At 62.3% G+C, this 16,236-nt stretch carries 14 protein-coding genes; 10 read left to right on the forward strand and 4 right to left on the reverse strand.

The genetic code is table 11. The features are described from left to right. Positions 1 to 412: 412 nt before the first annotated feature. Positions 413 to 1,684 (reverse strand): SGNH/GDSL hydrolase family protein, encoded by a 1,272-nt coding sequence (locus tag PQR54_RS00005; protein ID WP_408243553.1) that lies wholly within the window; start codon positions 1,682 to 1,684, stop codon positions 413 to 415. Positions 1,685 to 1,773: 89 nt separating this feature from the next. Continuing rightward, the gene (locus PQR54_RS00010) at positions 1,774 to 3,396 is read right to left on the reverse strand and encodes an NAD(P)/FAD-dependent oxidoreductase (RefSeq protein ID WP_408243554.1); all 1,623 of its coding nucleotides are present in this window, start codon (positions 3,394 to 3,396) and stop codon (positions 1,774 to 1,776) included. Between the two features lie 215 nt (positions 3,397 to 3,611). Here PQR54_RS00010 and paaA point away from each other — a divergent pair, with 215 nt between their 5' ends. The 8 genes from paaA to PQR54_RS00050 all read left to right on the forward strand — a co-directional run bounded on the left by paaA (position 3,612) and on the right by PQR54_RS00050 (position 9,888). Beyond that, a complete protein-coding gene (gene paaA / locus PQR54_RS00015) occupies positions 3,612 to 4,610 on the forward strand; it encodes a 1,2-phenylacetyl-CoA epoxidase subunit PaaA (RefSeq protein WP_408243555.1) in 999 nt (332 codons plus the stop codon). Between the two features lie 39 nt (positions 4,611 to 4,649). Further along, a complete protein-coding gene (paaB, locus tag PQR54_RS00020; RefSeq protein WP_007179854.1) occupies positions 4,650 to 4,934 on the forward strand; it encodes a 1,2-phenylacetyl-CoA epoxidase subunit PaaB in 285 nt (94 codons plus the stop codon). An 8-nt stretch (positions 4,935 to 4,942) separates the two neighbouring features. Further along, a complete protein-coding gene (gene paaC / locus PQR54_RS00025) occupies positions 4,943 to 5,746 on the forward strand; it encodes a 1,2-phenylacetyl-CoA epoxidase subunit PaaC (RefSeq protein WP_408243556.1) in 804 nt (267 codons plus the stop codon). Between the two features lie 7 nt (positions 5,747 to 5,753). Further along, the gene (paaD, locus tag PQR54_RS00030) at positions 5,754 to 6,305 is read left to right on the forward strand and encodes a 1,2-phenylacetyl-CoA epoxidase subunit PaaD (RefSeq protein WP_408243557.1); all 552 of its coding nucleotides are present in this window, start codon (positions 5,754 to 5,756) and stop codon (positions 6,303 to 6,305) included. A 1-nt stretch (position 6,306) separates the two neighbouring features. Next, the gene (paaE, locus tag PQR54_RS00035; protein ID WP_408243558.1) at positions 6,307 to 7,395 is read left to right on the forward strand and encodes a 1,2-phenylacetyl-CoA epoxidase subunit PaaE; all 1,089 of its coding nucleotides are present in this window, start codon (positions 6,307 to 6,309) and stop codon (positions 7,393 to 7,395) included. 147 nt (positions 7,396 to 7,542) lie between these two features. Further along, a complete protein-coding gene (locus PQR54_RS00040; RefSeq protein ID WP_408243559.1) occupies positions 7,543 to 8,355 on the forward strand; it encodes a DUF1835 domain-containing protein in 813 nt (270 codons plus the stop codon). A gap of 14 nt (positions 8,356 to 8,369) precedes the next feature. Further along, positions 8,370 to 8,978, forward strand: a complete 609-nt coding sequence (locus PQR54_RS00045) for a TetR/AcrR family transcriptional regulator (protein WP_134457631.1) — start codon at positions 8,370 to 8,372, stop codon at positions 8,976 to 8,978. A gap of 241 nt (positions 8,979 to 9,219) precedes the next feature. Beyond that, positions 9,220 to 9,888, forward strand: coding sequence for a GNAT family N-acetyltransferase (locus PQR54_RS00050; protein ID WP_408243560.1), 669 nt, complete (start codon positions 9,220 to 9,222; stop codon positions 9,886 to 9,888). Between the two features lie 83 nt (positions 9,889 to 9,971). Here PQR54_RS00050 and PQR54_RS00055 read toward each other — a convergent pair whose 3' ends face one another. Further along, positions 9,972 to 10,469, reverse strand: a complete 498-nt coding sequence (locus PQR54_RS00055) for an Lrp/AsnC family transcriptional regulator (protein ID WP_116143819.1) — start codon at positions 10,467 to 10,469, stop codon at positions 9,972 to 9,974. Positions 10,470 to 10,624: 155 nt separating this feature from the next. On the opposite strand from PQR54_RS00055, the gene hppD reads away from it, so the two are divergent. Further along, on the forward strand, positions 10,625 to 11,722 hold the full coding sequence (hppD, locus tag PQR54_RS00060; RefSeq protein WP_408243561.1) for a 4-hydroxyphenylpyruvate dioxygenase: 1,098 nt from the start codon (positions 10,625 to 10,627) through the stop codon (positions 11,720 to 11,722). A 158-nt stretch (positions 11,723 to 11,880) separates the two neighbouring features. Here hppD and PQR54_RS00065 read toward each other — a convergent pair whose 3' ends face one another. Next, the gene (locus PQR54_RS00065; RefSeq protein WP_408243562.1) at positions 11,881 to 12,081 is read right to left on the reverse strand and encodes a hypothetical protein; all 201 of its coding nucleotides are present in this window, start codon (positions 12,079 to 12,081) and stop codon (positions 11,881 to 11,883) included. Between the two features lie 357 nt (positions 12,082 to 12,438). Here PQR54_RS00065 and PQR54_RS00070 point away from each other — a divergent pair, with 357 nt between their 5' ends. After that, complete coding sequence (locus PQR54_RS00070; RefSeq protein WP_408243563.1) at positions 12,439 to 16,038, forward strand: indolepyruvate ferredoxin oxidoreductase family protein; 3,600 nt, start codon at positions 12,439 to 12,441, stop codon at positions 16,036 to 16,038. The last annotated feature ends 198 nt before the right edge of the window (positions 16,039 to 16,236 follow it).

Here is a 16,236-nt window from a genome sequence, read left to right on the forward strand (position 1 = left end):
GAAAAACCTTCCTTTCATTACTGTGTGAGACTTGATACTTTCGCTTCCCGGCAGATCCCGAAGAACCCACCGGCGCGTCGCGCATCAAGCGCCCACACTTATCGGCTGTTAATTTTTAAAGATCGATTACGCACTCACTACCAAACCGGCACCGCACGCTGCTGATATCAACCATCAACATCACAACCACCCGGTACCGCTTCGTTCTGCGTCGCTGCATCAGCAGCAGAGAAACGAGATTATGAAGGCTCTTTTTCGTTTCGTCAACAACATTTTTGCGCTTTCGCTTAAAACCTTGTTGACGCTACGGCCGCTGGTTTCTGCCGCGGCTCTCGTTCTGCAACGAGGAGGCGAATCTTAGGTGAACGTCAGCCATATGACAAGGGTTTGACCGAAATCTTTTTTTGGCGGCTCACTTGCGGGTCGATTTCACTACCGCGTCCATCGGGACCGCGTCCGCCATTGCTGCGTAGCCGGCGTCGCTTGGATGGATGTGATCGCCACTATCGAAGTTGCGTTGCAGGCGATCCACTTGCGCCGGGTCACGCAGCGCGGCGTCGAAGTCCACGACGCCGTCGAAGGCATGACTGGTCCGAATCCACTGGTTGACGGCGAGCCGAATGCTTTCTCGCTGCGGCGGTAGCGACGCCGGCGTCAGCGTCGCACCGAACACATTCACACCGGCATGCCGGGCCGTGGCGATCAACCGCTGGTAGCCGGCAATCAGATCCGCGGCCGTCACCGAGGTGTGCGGAAAGTCGCAATCAAGACCCTTGTGCGGCGGCATTGCCGCGAAGTTGATGTCGTTGATGCCGATCAGCAGAATCGCTGTCTTGACGCCCGGGCGCGCGAGCACGTCATGCTCGAAGCGCGTCGCGAGCGCGTCGCCGTAGCAAGGAGAGTCGCTCAGCAAACGGTTGCCGCTGATCCCGAGATTGACGATTGCGGTCGACCGGTCGCCGCTAGCGGCAAACCGGCGCGCCAACGCGTCCGGCCAGCGGCGATTCTGATTCAGGCTGGAGCGCATGCCGTCGGTGATCGAGTCACCGATCGCGGCGACGGCGGCGGATGCAGGCGCCGCGTCCACCGACAATCCGGTCATCCACACATATTGTGTAAACCGGCTGCGAAACGCTTCCGCGGAAGCGTCCGCCGCGTGATTGCCCGGCGCAGAAACGTAATTCACCTGGTTCGACACTCGATGCCACGCCACGATCCGCTGCTCGGGCCCCATAAATGCGCTGACAGCATAAGGCGCGCTTTCGGCGATATCGATAGCGACCGGGTCGCTGTCCAACTCACCACCCGGCGGAATCGAGACCGCGCCGTTGCCGCCGAACGTCACGCGCGTCTCGCCGTTACCAGCCGCCGCGGCGCCGCCCGCCGAGCGTGCGATGCGCAGATCTTCGATAACGAGCGGAGTTTTGCCGTACCGGTTGCTAAGGTGGACCCGCGCCGATTTTCCGGACAACGTCGGATAGACGATCTGGCGCACTGTGCGCCCGGCAACTTCCGGTGCGCGGTAGAGCGGCGGCAAGTCCGCCCTTTGAGGGATGGGTTGCAGCGCGGTCGCCCATGCGGTGACCCAATGCGCCGGGGTGTCAGCTGCGAAAACGGTCGGGGAAGCGGCAAATTGGGCAAGCAGCGCCGCGCCGCATGCGGCAGCCAAGGTGCGAATGGTCATTCGGGTGGTCGGTTGGAGGCGAAACGTGCATTGTGCCCGATCGGTCCAGCCGTCGCGGGTCTCCGCGAAGGCATTTACGCGCGGCCAACTCAGGCCGCCTGCGCCGCTGCCATGTTCAACGCGAGCGCTTCGGCAACCTCGATCCCGTCGATGGCCGCCGAGTAGATCCCGCCAGCGTAGCCAGCGCCTTCGCCGGCCGGATACAGGCCTTCGACATTCATGCTCTGATAGTCGTCCCGCCGACGCACGCGAATCGGCGACGACGTTCTCGTCTCAACGCCCGTCAGCACGGCATCGTGCATCGCGAACCCGGCGATCTTCTTGTCCATCTGCGGCAAGGCTTCGCGAATGGCCTCGATCACGTAGTCGGGAAGCGCCGTGCTGAGATCAGTTGGATGCACGCCCGGTTTGTACGACGGCACCACCGAACCCAGCGACGTGGACGGCCGCCCGGCGATAAAGTCGCCGACAAGCTGGCCCGGCGCCATATAGTTACCGCCGCCGAGCTCGAAAGCCCGCTCTTCCCATTTACGCTGGAAAGCAATGCCGGCGAGCGGCCCGCCCGGGTAGTCGTCCGGCGTGATGCCGACCACGATCCCGGCATTGGCATTTCGCTCGGCCCGCGAATACTGGCTCATGCCGTTGGTCACGACGCGGCCCGGCTCGGAGGTCGCCGCCACCACAGTGCCGCCCGGGCACATGCAGAAACTGTAGACGGCGCGGCCGTTGCTGCAGTGATGCACCACCTTATAGTCGGCGGCACCAAGCTGTTTATGACCGGCAAACTTGCCGAACCGGCTGCGATCGATCAAACCCTGCGGATGCTCGATCCGGAAACCGAGTGAAAACGGCTTCGCTTCAATATAGACGCCGCGGTCGTTCAACATCTGGAAGGTATCGCGCGCGCTATGGCCGACCGCCAGCACCACGTGGTCGCAGCGCAGCGTTTCGCCGGTCGACAGCTTCAGCCCGCGCACCTTGCCCTGATCGATCTCGATATCCTCGACGCGGGTTTCGAAACGCACCTCGCCGCCCAACTCGTGAATGGTCGCGCGCATTTTTTCGACCATGCTCACCAGACGGAACGTGCCGATATGGGGCCGGCTCAGAAACAGGATGTCTTCCGGGGCGCCGGCTCGCACGAATTCTTCGAGCACCTTGCGGCCGTAGTGCTTCGGATCCTTGATCTGGCTGTACAGCTTGCCGTCGGAGAAGGTGCCCGCGCCGCCTTCGCCGAACTGCACATTCGACTCGGGATTGAGCACCGACTTGCGCCACAGGCCAAAGGTGTCCTTGGTGCGTTCGCGCACGGCCTTGCCGCGCTCGAGGATGATCGGCCGGAAACCCATCTGCGCCAGGATCAACCCGGCGAACAGGCCGCACGGTCCCATGCCGATCACGACGGGGCGCAGCGCGGTCATCTGCGCCGGCGCTTTGGTGACAAACCGGTAGGTCATGTCGGGCGTCACGCCGCAATGAGGCACGTCGGCGAGCCGCTTGAGCGCCGCCGCTTCATCCGTGACTTCGACATCGACGATGTACGTGAGCTTGATGTCGGCGCGCTTGCGCGCATCGTGCGCGCGGCGAAACACGGTGTATCGGATGAGCCCGTCCGCGGCCACCCCGAGTTCCGCGAGGCGCGCGCGCACAGCGGCTTCGAGGGCGCTCTCGGGATGATCGAGCGGGAGTTTGATTTCGCTTAGACGTAACATGAGTACCGGGGGATGCAGGAAGGCCGCAAATCGCGGCCAATTCGCAATTTTATAGGTTTAGTGTGGAGACCGGGCGGCGGCCGGACGAAACGCTTGCCAAGGAGACAGCCCACCCCCCTATCGGCCCGACCGGCTCATCTCAAAAAATTTATTAACCGACCGGTCGGTTGGTTTATACTGTGCACACACAGACAACTTCCGCAGAGAGCGTCCCCATGTACACGCAATCCCTGGATATTCCCGGCAATGTCGCTCCGCTCGATGCAGGCGCAGACTCGTCCGTGCAGGTGCAGTTCGACGCGGTCATGGCCGCCGACGGCAAGATCGAAGCTCAGGACTGGATGCCGGAGGCCTACCGCAAGACGCTGGTCCGGCAAATCTCGCAGCACGCGCATTCGGAAATCGTCGGCATGCTGCCGGAGGGTAACTGGATCACGCGCGCGCCCAGCCTGAAGCGCAAGGCGATTCTGCTCGCCAAAGTGCAGGACGAAGCCGGCCACGGCCTCTATCTATATAGCGCGGCGGAAACGCTCGGCGTGTCGCGCGATCAGCTGATCGCCGCGCTGCACTCGGGCAAAGCCAAATATTCGAGCATCTTCAATTACCCGACGCCCACCTGGGCGGACGTCGGCGTGATCGGCTGGCTGGTGGACGGCGCGGCGATCATGAACCAGATTCCGCTGTGCCGCTGCACGTACGGCCCGTACGCACGCGCCATGATCCGCATCTGCAAGGAAGAGTCGTTCCATCAACGCCAGGGCTTCGATGCACTCATGTCGATGATGGCCGGCACCGAAGCACAGCGTGAACTGGTCCAGCAGGCGGTGAATCGCTGGTGGTGGCCGGTGCTGATGATGTTCGGCCCGAGCGACAAGGATTCGATTCACAGCAACCAGTCGTCGAAATGGGGCATCAAGCGTATTTCGAACGACGACCTGCGCCAGAAATTCGTCGACGCCACCGTCGACCAGGCCAAGGTGCTCGGCGTCACGCTGCCCGACCCGGACCTGAAATGGAACGAAGCGCGCGGCCATCACGACTACGGCGACATCGACTGGGAAGAGTTCTGGCGCGTGGTGAATGGCGATGGCCCGTGCAACCGCGAGCGTCTCGCCACCCGCGTCAAAGCGCACGACGACGGCGCCTGGGTCCGCGAAGCCGCCCTCGCCCACGCTGAAAAACAGCGCCAGCGCGCACAACAGCACGCCGCCTAACCCGCGCGGTATGCCGGACAAAGAATCAGGAGATCTGCAATGAACAAGGAATGGCCGATTTGGGAAGTCTTCGTGCGTAGCAAGCAGGGACTCGACCACAAACACTGCGGCAGCCTGCACGCCGCCGACGCGCCGATGGCGCTGCGCATGGCGCGCGACGTCTACACGCGCCGCCAGGAAGGCGTGAGCATCTGGGTGGTGCCGTCGTCGGCGATTACGGCGTCCGCGCCGGAAGACAAGGCGGAGCTGTTCGAACCGGCTGGCGACAAGATCTACCGCCACCCGACGTTCTACACGCTCCCCGACGAAGTCAACCACATGTAAGCGCGGCCATGACCATTACGCCCCAACATCTCCAGTATGTGCTGCGCCTCGCGGATACCGCGCTGATTCTCGGTCAGCGCAATACCGAATGGTGCGGCCACGGCCCGATCCTCGAAGAGGATATCGCGCTGTCGAACATGAGTCTCGACCTGATCGGCCAGGCGCGCCTGCTGTACACGCACGCTGCCTCGCTCGAACAGCAACTCACCGGCAAAAACCGCACGGAAGACGATTACGCGTACTTTCGCGCCGAACGCGAGTTCGCCAACTACACGCTCGCCGAATTGCCGCATGTCGGCCCGCTGTCGGCCACCGCGAAAACCGAGAAGGATTACGCGGTCACGATCGTCCGCAATTTCCTTTATTCGACGCTGATGGCGCATCTGTGGACTGCCCTCACGGCGTCTACCGACGAGCAATTGGCTGCGATCGCGTCCAAGTCGATCAAGGAAACCAGTTACCACGTGCATCACGCACGCGAGTGGCTGATCCGTTTCGGCGACGGCACCGAGGAATCGCACCGCCGCGCGCAAGCCGCGCTGGACTATCTCGTGCCGTACACGCGGGAGTTCTTCAGCACGGACGCTGTCGAGGAAGGCATTGCGGCAGCCGGCATCGGCCCGTTGACGTCGGACCTCGAAACAGCGTGGCTCGACGACGTGCGCGCGACGCTCGCCGAAGCCAGCTTGACGCTGCCCGAACCGGTCAAGCACATCACGACTGGCAAGCACGGCGAGCACTCCGAGCACATGGGCTTCGTGCTGGCCGAAATGCAGAGTCTTGCGCGCCAGCATCCCGGCGCCACCTGGTAATCCGACGATGACGACTTCGACAGCCCTCCGCACGACCGAAACGACCGACGCCACCCTCGCACACGCATGGGCCGTGCTCGAAACGGTGCCCGATCCGGAGATTCCGGTGGTGTCGATTCGCGAGCTCGGCATTTTGCGCGATGTGCGGCGCGGCGCCGACGGCACGCTCGAAGTCGTGATCACGCCGACCTACTCCGGTTGCCCGGCCATGTCGCAGATTGCCGAGGACGTCTCGCATGCGCTCGACGCGGCGGAACTCAAGCCCTATCGGATCGCCACGGTGCTCGCGCCGGCCTGGACGACCGACTGGATGACCGCCGACGCGCGCGAAAAGCTGCGCGCCTACGGCATCGCGCCGCCCACGGGCAATTGCGGTTCGCCCGCGCCCGTGCAGGAAAAAGTGATGCGCTTCGTGCCACGCGCGCTGCCCGCGCCGTCCTGCCCGCGTTGCGGCTCGGCGCACACCGAGCGTCTCGCGCAATTCGGCTCGACCGCCTGCAAAGCCTTGTACCGCTGCCTCGACTGCCGCGAGCCCTTCGACTACTTCAAACCATACTGATATGGCCACTCCGCAATTTCACCCGCTGCGTATCCGCGAAGTGCGGCCTGAAACCGCCGATTCGGTTTCGGTCGCCTTTGAAGTCCCCGCCGATCTGCGCGACCACTACCGGTTCACGCAAGGCCAGTTCGTCACGCTGAAGACGCATATCGACGGTGAGGAAACGCGCCGTTCGTATTCGATCTGCGTCGGCGTCACCGATTACGACCGCGACGGCGAACTGCGCATCGGCATCAAGCGCGTACGCGGCGGCCGTTTCTCGAACTTTGCCTTCGACACGCTGCAGCCCGGCCACACGATCGACGTAATGACGCCGGACGGGCGCTTCTTCACCCATCTGAACGCCGATCAGGGTCAGCAATATCTGGCGTTCTCGGGAGGCTCGGGCATCACGCCGGTGCTGGCCATCATCAAGACGACGCTCGAAGTCGAACCGCGCAGCACCTTCACGCTCGTGTACGGCAACCGTAGCGTCGATCAGATCATGTTCGCGGAAGAGCTCGAGGATCTGAAGAACCGCTTCATGAACCGCTTCGTGCTCTATCACGTGCTGTCCGACGATCTGCAGGACGTCGAGTTGTTCAACGGCGTGCTCGATCAGGATAAGTGCGCGGCCTTCATCGAGAATCTGTTGCCGGCCGACGCGATCGACGAAGCCTTCATCTGCGGCCCCGGTCCGATGATGGACGCCGCCGAAGCCGCGCTGAAAGCCGCCGGCGTGCCATCGGAAAAGGTGCACGTGGAGCGTTTCGGTTCGCCGCTGCCGCAAGCGGGCGTGCCGCCGGTCGAAATCACCGAAGATACGCCGGCTGCCGACCTCGAAATCGTCCTCGACGGCAAACGCCGCAAGCTGCGCCTGCCGTATCAGGGCGTGAGCGTGCTCGACGTCGGCCTGCGCGCCGGTCTCGCGCTGCCTTATGCGTGCAAGGGCGGCGTCTGCTGCACCTGCCGCGCGAAGGTGCTGGAAGGCGAAGTGAAGATGGAAAAAAACTACACGCTCGAAGAACACGAAATCCGCGACGGTTTCGTGCTGACGTGCCAATGCCATCCGATCAGCGACCGCGTGGTGGTGAGCTACGACGAACGTTGAGGCGCGTGCGGCAGGAGGCCCCGCAAGACGCCCGTCGCGCTTTCAGCAGGTCCGCGATCCGCTTACACTAGGGGCCGCTCGCGGCCGGACACCTGTTCCGGTCGGTGAGCGGCCCCTAATGTTGTCAACCGCCCTACGCCACTGCCGATGAGCACGATCCACCTCACCAACGGCGACGTCGCCGCCGAGTCACTGCGCACCGCATTGCGCGATGCAGGCCGCGACGAGCGCGTGCACGCACTGCGCGACGATCTCGCGGTCGGCCCGCTGCGCGGCGTCGACGACGCGCCCGACGTGCGCGCGGACTTCTGGGATCGCGTGAGCGCCGACACGAAGCGCGATTTCCTGCGGGAATTCCGCGAGCAGGCCGCGGCGCTGGAGAATATCGCGCGCGGCGAAGCAAATCTGGTGGTCTGGCACGGCGAAAGCGCATCGGATCAATTGATGCTGCGCCGCGTCTGCTACCACCTGCGCAACAACCCCCAGCGTCTGAACGAAGTGCGTCTGTCGATTCGCGATCTCACCGATCCGGGCGCGTGGGCACACAGCCGCAAAGACCGCGCGACCTCGGTCGGCATGTTCGCGCCGGCCGTTCTGCAATCGCGGCTGCCGGACGCCGCGCCGATTTCCGTGCTGCGCATCAGCCGGCTCGCGCTCGAATGGCAGGAAGTCAAACACGCGAACGGCGAAACGCGGCGCTGGCGAGACAATACTTTTACGAGCGGCAGCTTCGCGGAACTGGACGCGCTGATTCTCGAGCACGTGACTGAAGACTGGCAGCCCGCCGCGCGCGTTGCCGCTGAATTAATGACCGCCGAGCTCGGGTTCCTGGTCAGCGACACCGTTGTGCTGTGGCGCTTCCGCGAACTGGCCGCAACCCGGCGCATCAAGCTGCGCGGCGACGCGAGCGCCTGGCGCACGCTCGAATTGTGCGCGGCGTTCGCCCCCTGTCCACATTAATAGAACAGACGACTATGGCCCGCACCCGAGCGCCCGACCACGAAACCCAGCGCGAACAGATTCTCGAACTCGCCGCGGCGAAGTTCGCCCAGACCAGCTATCCCAGCACCTCGATGGCCGACCTCGCCGCCGCGAGCGGCACCTCGAAAGCGCGCCTCTACCACTACTACGCGAGCAAGGAAGCGATCCTGTTCGATCTGCTGGACCGTTACACCAAGCGGCTGATGCTGATCATCGCGGAGGTGGAAGGCGCGAGTCAGCGGCGCGGCTTGTCGGAGCGGGAAACCTTCGCCGAGCTGATCCGGGCGTTTCTGTCGGAGTATGAGACATCGCATAGCCGGCACGTCGCGCTGTTGAACGACGTGAAGTATCTGGTCGATACTCAGCGCGAAGTGATCCTGAACCGTCAGCGTGACGTGGTGGCGGCTTTTGCGCGGCAATTGGCGCGCGCCTATCCGGAGCGCGCCACGCGCGACAACCAGACCGCGCTCACCATGATGGTGTTCGGCATGATCAACTGGACCTTCACCTGGCTGAAGCCGGACGGCCGGATGGGTTACCGTGAATTTGCCGAACAAGTGGTCGGCATGGTGGACCACGGATTGGGTTCAAACCCGGCCTGATTCCGCATCGCAACAATATTCATACGAAATAATGGCTGAAAGTGACTGATGTGCGACATCGTGTCACGAACGCTCGTCTCATTTATTTATTATTTAAAATCAATCGCATAAAATAGGGCGCAAACTTTTTAGGCACTCCCCTCAAATATTGGTACGGGTTTTCCCTAGTACGCGGTGTCGATCTCCGCTAAAATTGCTTTTGCGGTGCACCACGCTGCTCGACCAAAAGGAGAACCCGACCATGAACTTGACTACACCCCGCGCCGCTGAGCCGATCGTCGCGCACGATCGTTTGATGCAGCCAGCCGGTCGTGCGCCTGCTCTGGTCCGCGAACTCACCGCAGTCGACCGCGAACGCCTGCTCACCCACTTCCTCTCTCTCGACCAAGACGACCGACTCCTGCGCTTTGGCCAGATCGTGCCAGACCACGTCATCGAAAACTATGTTCGCGCGATCGACTTCAAGCGCGACACCGTCTTCGGCGTCTTCAACGATCAATTGCAGTTGACCGGCGTTGGCCACCTGGCTTACCTGCCGGCCGAAGGCGACAAGCGCACGGCCGAGTTCGGCGTGTCCGTGCTGGAAAGCGTCCGCGGCCAGGGCATCGGCTCGAAGCTGTTCGAGCGTGCCGCCATTCGCAGCCGCAATACGCACGTCACCATGCTGTATATGCACTGCCTGTCGCGCAATTCGACCATGATGCACATCGCGAAGAAAGCCGGCATGAAGATCGAATACGCGTACGGCGAGGCAGACGCTTACCTCACGCTGCCGCCGGCGGATCAATCGAGCATCATCACGGAAATGCTGCAGGAACAGGCCGCGGTGTTCGACTATGCGCTCAAGCGGCAAGCGCGTCAGGCGTCGAAGCTGTTCGAGTCGTTCCTGCCGACGGCTGTCGCAGCCTAAGAGCGCTGAGCTTCAGCAAGAACAAAGGGCAGCCGTGTGGCTGCCCTTTTTGTTTGCCTTTCGCCTCGCCTGCCACGCTCGCCTCACAAGATCGGCAGTGCGGTCGTCTCCTTAAACTTTTCCAGCGAGAAGCTCGATTTCACGTCGATTACCGACGGATGATGTAGCAACTGGTCCTGCACGAAGCGTGAAAAGTGCGCCATGTCTTTCACCTGCACGCGCAGCAAATAATCCATGTCGCCGGTCATTGCATGGCATGCCACCACTTCCGGCCACGTTTGCACCGCCGCGCGAAACAGATCTGCATGCGTGGCGTCGCCGCGCGAACTGAGCGCCGGACCGCCGCGCTTTTCGAGTCGCACATTCACATAGGCAAGCAAATCGAGCCCGAGCTGTTGCGCATCGAGCAGCGCCACATAGCCGCGGATCACCCCGCTCTCCTCCAGCCGACGGATACGCCGAAGACACGGACTCGGCGAAAGATTGATGCGCTCGGCGATCTCCTGATTCGACAGCCGGCCGTTCTCCTGAAGAATCGCCAGAATCCGCCTGTCGATGGCGTCTATCTCTATATTGGCCATTTTCTGCCGTCCATTCGAAATGTTGAGCTAGAAACTAGCGTCAGCGTATCGACGCGCGCTTAAGTTCGCAAGTTTTCGCCGCAGACAGGCCTTTACACTGGCGTCATTCAGTCGCGCAATCGCCCATCCGGCTCGCGCCCATCAGGAGACAGACAATGCAGGTTACAACTTGGGAAAATCCGCTCGGCACCGACGGCTTCGAGTTCATCGAATACACCGCGCCGGATCCGAAGGCGCTCGGCAAGCTGTTCGAACAGATGGGCTTCACCGCCGTCGCCCGGCATCGTCATAAGGACGTGACGCTGTACCGCCAAGGGGAAATCAACTTCATCGTCAACGGCGAGCCGGATTCGTTCGCGCAACGCTTCACGCGTTTGCACGGCCCTTCGATCTGCGCGATCGCTTTCCGCGTTCAGGACGCCGCTAAGGCGTACAAGGAAGCGCTGGAAAAAGGCGCTTGGGGCTTCGACAACAAAACCGGCCCGATGGAATTGAACATTCCGGCGATCAAGGGCATTGGCGACTCGCTGATTTATTTCGTCGACCGTTGGCGCGGCAAGAACGGCGCCGAGCCGAACAGCATCGGCAACATCGACATTTACGATGTCGACTTCGAACCCATTGCGGGCGCGAATCCGAACCCGGTCGGACACGGCCTGACCTACATCGACCACCTGACGCACAACGTGCATCGCGGCCGGATGCAGGAATGGGCGGAGTTCTACGAACGTCTGTTCAACTTCCGCGAAGTGCGTTATTTCGACATCGAAGGCAAGGTGACGGGCGTGAAGTCAAAGGCGATGACCTCGCCGTGCGGCAAGATCCGCATCCCGATCAATGAAGAAGGTTCGGAAACCGCCGGCCAGATTCAGGAATATCTCGACGCGTATCACGGCGAAGGCATTCAGCACATTGCCCTCGGCAGCAACGACATCTACCGCACGGTGGACGGCTTGCGCGCATCGAATATCTCGCTGCTCGACACGATCGACACGTATTACGAGCTGGTTGATCGCCGCGTGCAGAATCACGGCGAGCCGCTCGACGAACTGCGCAAACGCAAGATTCTGATCGATGGCGCGCCCGAAGATTTGCTACTGCAGATTTTCACCGAAAACCAGATCGGCCCGATTTTCTTCGAGATCATTCAGCGCAAGGGCAATCAGGGCTTCGGCGAGGGCAACTTCAAGGCACTGTTCGAATCGATCGAACTGGATCAGATTCGCCGTGGTGTGGTGCAAGACAAAGCCTGACGGCCTGCGCCGCTTCACGAGAGCGGATGCGTAGACCCAAATAAAAAAGGGCGAAGATCTCGCGATCCTCGCCCTTTTTCATTGGCGCCGTTGTCTCAAGCAAAACCTTGGTCGGACAACGGCTGGTTATTCAACCGACACACCGCATGCACGGCGCATCACGAATTCTGGTCTTCCTCGCCGGACTTAACGGATCGCGTGACGCGGTTCATGGCAATGCGTGCGGGCGCGACCTGCGCCGTACGGGTTACCGCGTTCGACAGTGCCCCTGCACTGCCCGAATTCGAGCGCACCGGTGCGCTCATGGCGAAAAATGCTGCCGAAACCATCAGGAAGGTCTGGATGTTTCTAGTGTTCATGCGTACTCCTTTTCTAACTGCCCTGTTGTCGTGAAGCTCCGCCGAATGCGGAGCGTTGCGCGGACATTGCTCACAGGTGGGGGTTAGACAGACATTTCGAGCGCGGTTCCGCAGATTTGTAGTTTTTACAGCTTGTTACAGGCGGTCGCCAGAGCAGTGCGCGGCGAGAAGCGAGCATGCACGCCGAGATTCGCGACAAAAGCGGAAGCCTCGTTCTTCCTAAGCTGCGGCGGGTTTCCACCAGTGCTACCATCACTTAAAACACGTCAATATGACGGCCCCGGCCCTACGCATTCACAAGATGCCGCGGCCCAAAAAAGTTTTGGTGATCCCAAACTGGTTGGAGGAGTACACATAATGAACGCCCCGCTAGACGCAGGTCAGCGAGCCTCGCTCGAAGCCGCGCTATCTTCCGTCACGCTCGACGACAAATACACCCTCGAACGCGGCCGCGCGTACATGAGCGGCATCCAGGCGCTGGTGCGTCTGCCGATGCTGCAGCAGGAACGCGACCGGGCCGCCGGGCTCAACACCGCCGGCTTTATCTCCGGTTACCGTGGATCGCCACTCGGCGGACTCGACCAATCCTTGTGGAAGGCGAAACAGCATCTCGCCGCGCATCAGGTCGTTTTCCAGCCAGGCGTCAACGAAGACCTCGCGGCTACCGCCGTCTGGGGTTCGCAGCAAGTCAACCTGTACCCGAGCGCCAAATACGACGGCGTGTTCTCGATGTGGTACGGCAAAGGCCCAGGCGTCGACCGTTCCGGCGACGTCTTCAAGCACGGCAACTCGGCTGGTTCGGCGCGCAACGGCGGCGTTCTCGTCCTTGCCGGCGACGACCACGCCGCGAAATCGTCCACCCTCGCGCACCAGTCCGAGCACATTTTCAAGGCGTGCGGCCTGCCGGTTCTGTTCCCGTCGAACGTGCAGGAATATCTCGACTTCGGTCTGCACGGCTGGGCGATGAGCCGCTATTCCGGCCTGTGGGTCGCGATGAAATGCGTGACCGATGTGGTCGAGTCGTCGGCATCGGTCGACATCGATCCGCATCGCACGAAGATCATCCTGCCGGAAGACTTCGCGATGCCCGAGGGCGGCCTGAATATTCGCTGGCCAGATCCGCCGCTGGTGCAGGAAGCGCGTCTGCTGGACTACAAATGGTACGCGGCGCTCGCCTACGTGCGCGCCAACAAGCTCGACCGCGTCGAAATCGATTCGCCGCATGCACGCTTCGGCATCATGACCGGCGGCAAGGCGTATCTCGACGTGCGTCAAGCGCTGACCGACCTCGGTCTCGATGACGAAACCTGTTCGCGCATCGGCATCCGTCTGTACAAGGTCGGCTGCGTGTGGCCGCTCGAAGCGCAAGGCGCGCAGGCCTTCGCGCGCGGCCTCGACGAAATTCTGGTGGTCGAGGAAAAGCGCCAGATTCTCGAATACGCGATCAAGGAAGAACTGTACAACTGGCCCGACGCGCAACGTCCGCGTGTGTTCGGCAAGTTCGACGAGAAAGACGGCGCGGGCGGCGAATGGTCGGTGCCGATGGGCAACTGGCTGCTGCCGGCGCACTACGAACTTTCACCGGCGATCATCGCCAAGGCGATCGCCACGCGGCTCGACAAGTTCGACTTGCCGTCCGATGTCCGCGCCCGCATTGCCACGCGTATCGCCGTGATCGAAGCGAAGGAAAAGGCGCTGGCACGGCCGCGCGTCGAAGCCGAACGCAAGCCGTGGTTCTGCTCGGGCTGTCCGCACAACACGTCGACCAACGTGCCGGAAGGCTCACGCGCCATGGCCGGCATCGGCTGCCATTACATGACAGTGTGGATGGACCGCAGCACCAGCACCTTCAGCCAGATGGGCGGCGAAGGCGTCGCGTGGATCGGCCAGGCGCCGTTCAGCAACGACAAGCACGTGTTCGCCAATCTCGGCGACGGCACCTACTTCCACTCAGGGCTGCTGGCGATTCGCGCGGCGATCGCGTCGAAGGCCAACATCACTTACAAGATTCTCTATAACGACGCGGTCGCCATGACTGGCGGCCAGCCGGTCGACGGCGTGCTGACCGTGCCGCAGATCACGCATCAACTCGCTGCCGAAGGCGCGACGAAAATCGTGATCGTCACCGACGAGCCGGAGAAGTACTCGGCGAACGTCGGCCTCGCGCCGGGCATCGACATTCACCATCGCGACAAGCTCGACGAGGTGCAACGCCAACTGCGCGAAGTGTCCGGCACGACGATCCTGATTTACGACCAGACTTGCGCGACGGAGAAACGCCGCCGCAGGAAACGCGGCACGTATCCGGACCCGGCACGCCGCGTCGTGATCAACGAGGCGGTGTGCGAAGGCTGCGGCGATTGCTCGGTGAAGTCGAACTGCCTGTCGGTCGAGCCGCTCGACACCGAGTACGGCACGAAACGCCAGATCAATCAGTCCACCTGCAACAAGGACTTCTCGTGCGTGAACGGTTTCTGCCCGAGCTTCGTCTCGGTTGAAGGCGGTCAGTTGCGCAAGCCGAAGGCCGCTTCCGGTCTTGCCGGCGACGCGATGCCGCCGGTGCCGGAACCCGACTTGCCTTCCATGGAGCGGCCGTACGGCGTGCTGGTAACAGGCGTCGGCGGCACGGGTGTCGTGACGATCGGCGCGCTGCTCGGCATGGCCGCGCATCTGGAGAACAAGGGCGTTACCGTGCTCGACGTCACCGGCCTTGCACAGAAAGGCGGCGCCGTGATGAGCCACGTGCAGATCGCGAAGAATCCGGCCGACATCCACGCGACCCGTATCGCCATGGGCGAAGCGAGTCTCGTGATCGGCTGCGACGCGATCGTCACGGCCAGCGACGAATGCGTGTCGCGTATGCAGGCGGGCCGCACGCGCGTGGTGTTGAACAGCGCGCATACGCCGACCGCCGAACTCATCAAGAACCCGAACTGGCGCTTCCCGGGCAGCAGCACGGAAGCCGACGTGCGCGCCGCCGCCGGCGACGACGGTGTCGATACGGTCGACGCGAATCACTTCGCGGTCGCGCTGCTCGGCGACGCGATCTATACGAACCCGTTCGTGCTCGGCTATGCATGGCAACGCGGCTGGGTGCCGCTCACGTATCAGTCGCTGATGCGCGCCATCGAGTTGAACAACGTGCAGGTCGAGAAAAACCGTGCGGCATTCGAGTGGGGCCGCCGTGCCGCGCACGATCTGGCCGGCGTTCGCAAGCTCGCGCAATCGCAAGGACGGGGTGCGGCTGCGGAAACTACGAGCAGCAAGATCATCTCGCTGCACACGCCGAAGGCGCTCGACACGCTGATCGACAAACGCGCCGAGTATCTGACCGCGTGGCAGAACAGCGCGTATGCCGACCGTTATCGCGCGCTGGTGTCGCAAGTGCGTGCAGCGGAGTCGGCGCTCGATTCGATCGACGGCCAGTTGCCGTTGACCGAAGCGGTCGCGAAGAACCTGCACAAGCTGATGGCCTACAAGGACGAGTACGAAGTCGCGCGTCTGTACAGCGATCCGGCGTTCATCGAAAAGCTGAAGGCGAATTTCGAAGGCGACTGGAAGCTGCACATTCACCTCGCGCCGCCGACGTTCTCGAAGAAAGATGCCAAGGGTCATCTGGTGAAGAAGAAGTACGGTCCTTGGGTTTTCAGCGCGATGCACGTGCTGGCACGCTTCAAGTTCCTCCGCGGCACAGCGCTCGATGTGTTCGGCAAGACGGAAGAGCGTCGCACCGAACGTGCGTTGATCGGCGAGTATGAAGCGCTGGTGCGTGAACTGATCGCCGGCCTGACTACGCAGAAGCGTGAGTTGGCCGTCGAACTGGCGAATCTGCCGGACGGCATTCGCGGCTATGGTCACGTGAAGGAAAACAACCTGAAGGGCGTGCGCGTCAAATGGAACGAGTTGCTTGCGCGGTGGCGCTCGCCTGAGGCCGGCAAGACGCAACACGCGGCGTGATCGGAATGGCTTGACCGGCTCGCCGGCCTGAAAACAGAAAGGCGGCTGTCCTCGCGGACAGTCGCCTTTTTTACTTGCTGCGCTGTGAAACGTGACGCGTGACGCTGGTGCAACGACAGCGTGTGTCAATAAAAAAGCCACGGACACGACATCCATGGCCTTTTCGCAGATTCGTCGCGCGCGCGTCGACGAGGCGCC

Source organism: Paraburkholderia phytofirmans, from assembly GCF_046028095.1.
Lineage (GTDB): Bacteria > Pseudomonadota > Gammaproteobacteria > Burkholderiales > Burkholderiaceae > Paraburkholderia > Paraburkholderia phytofirmans_A.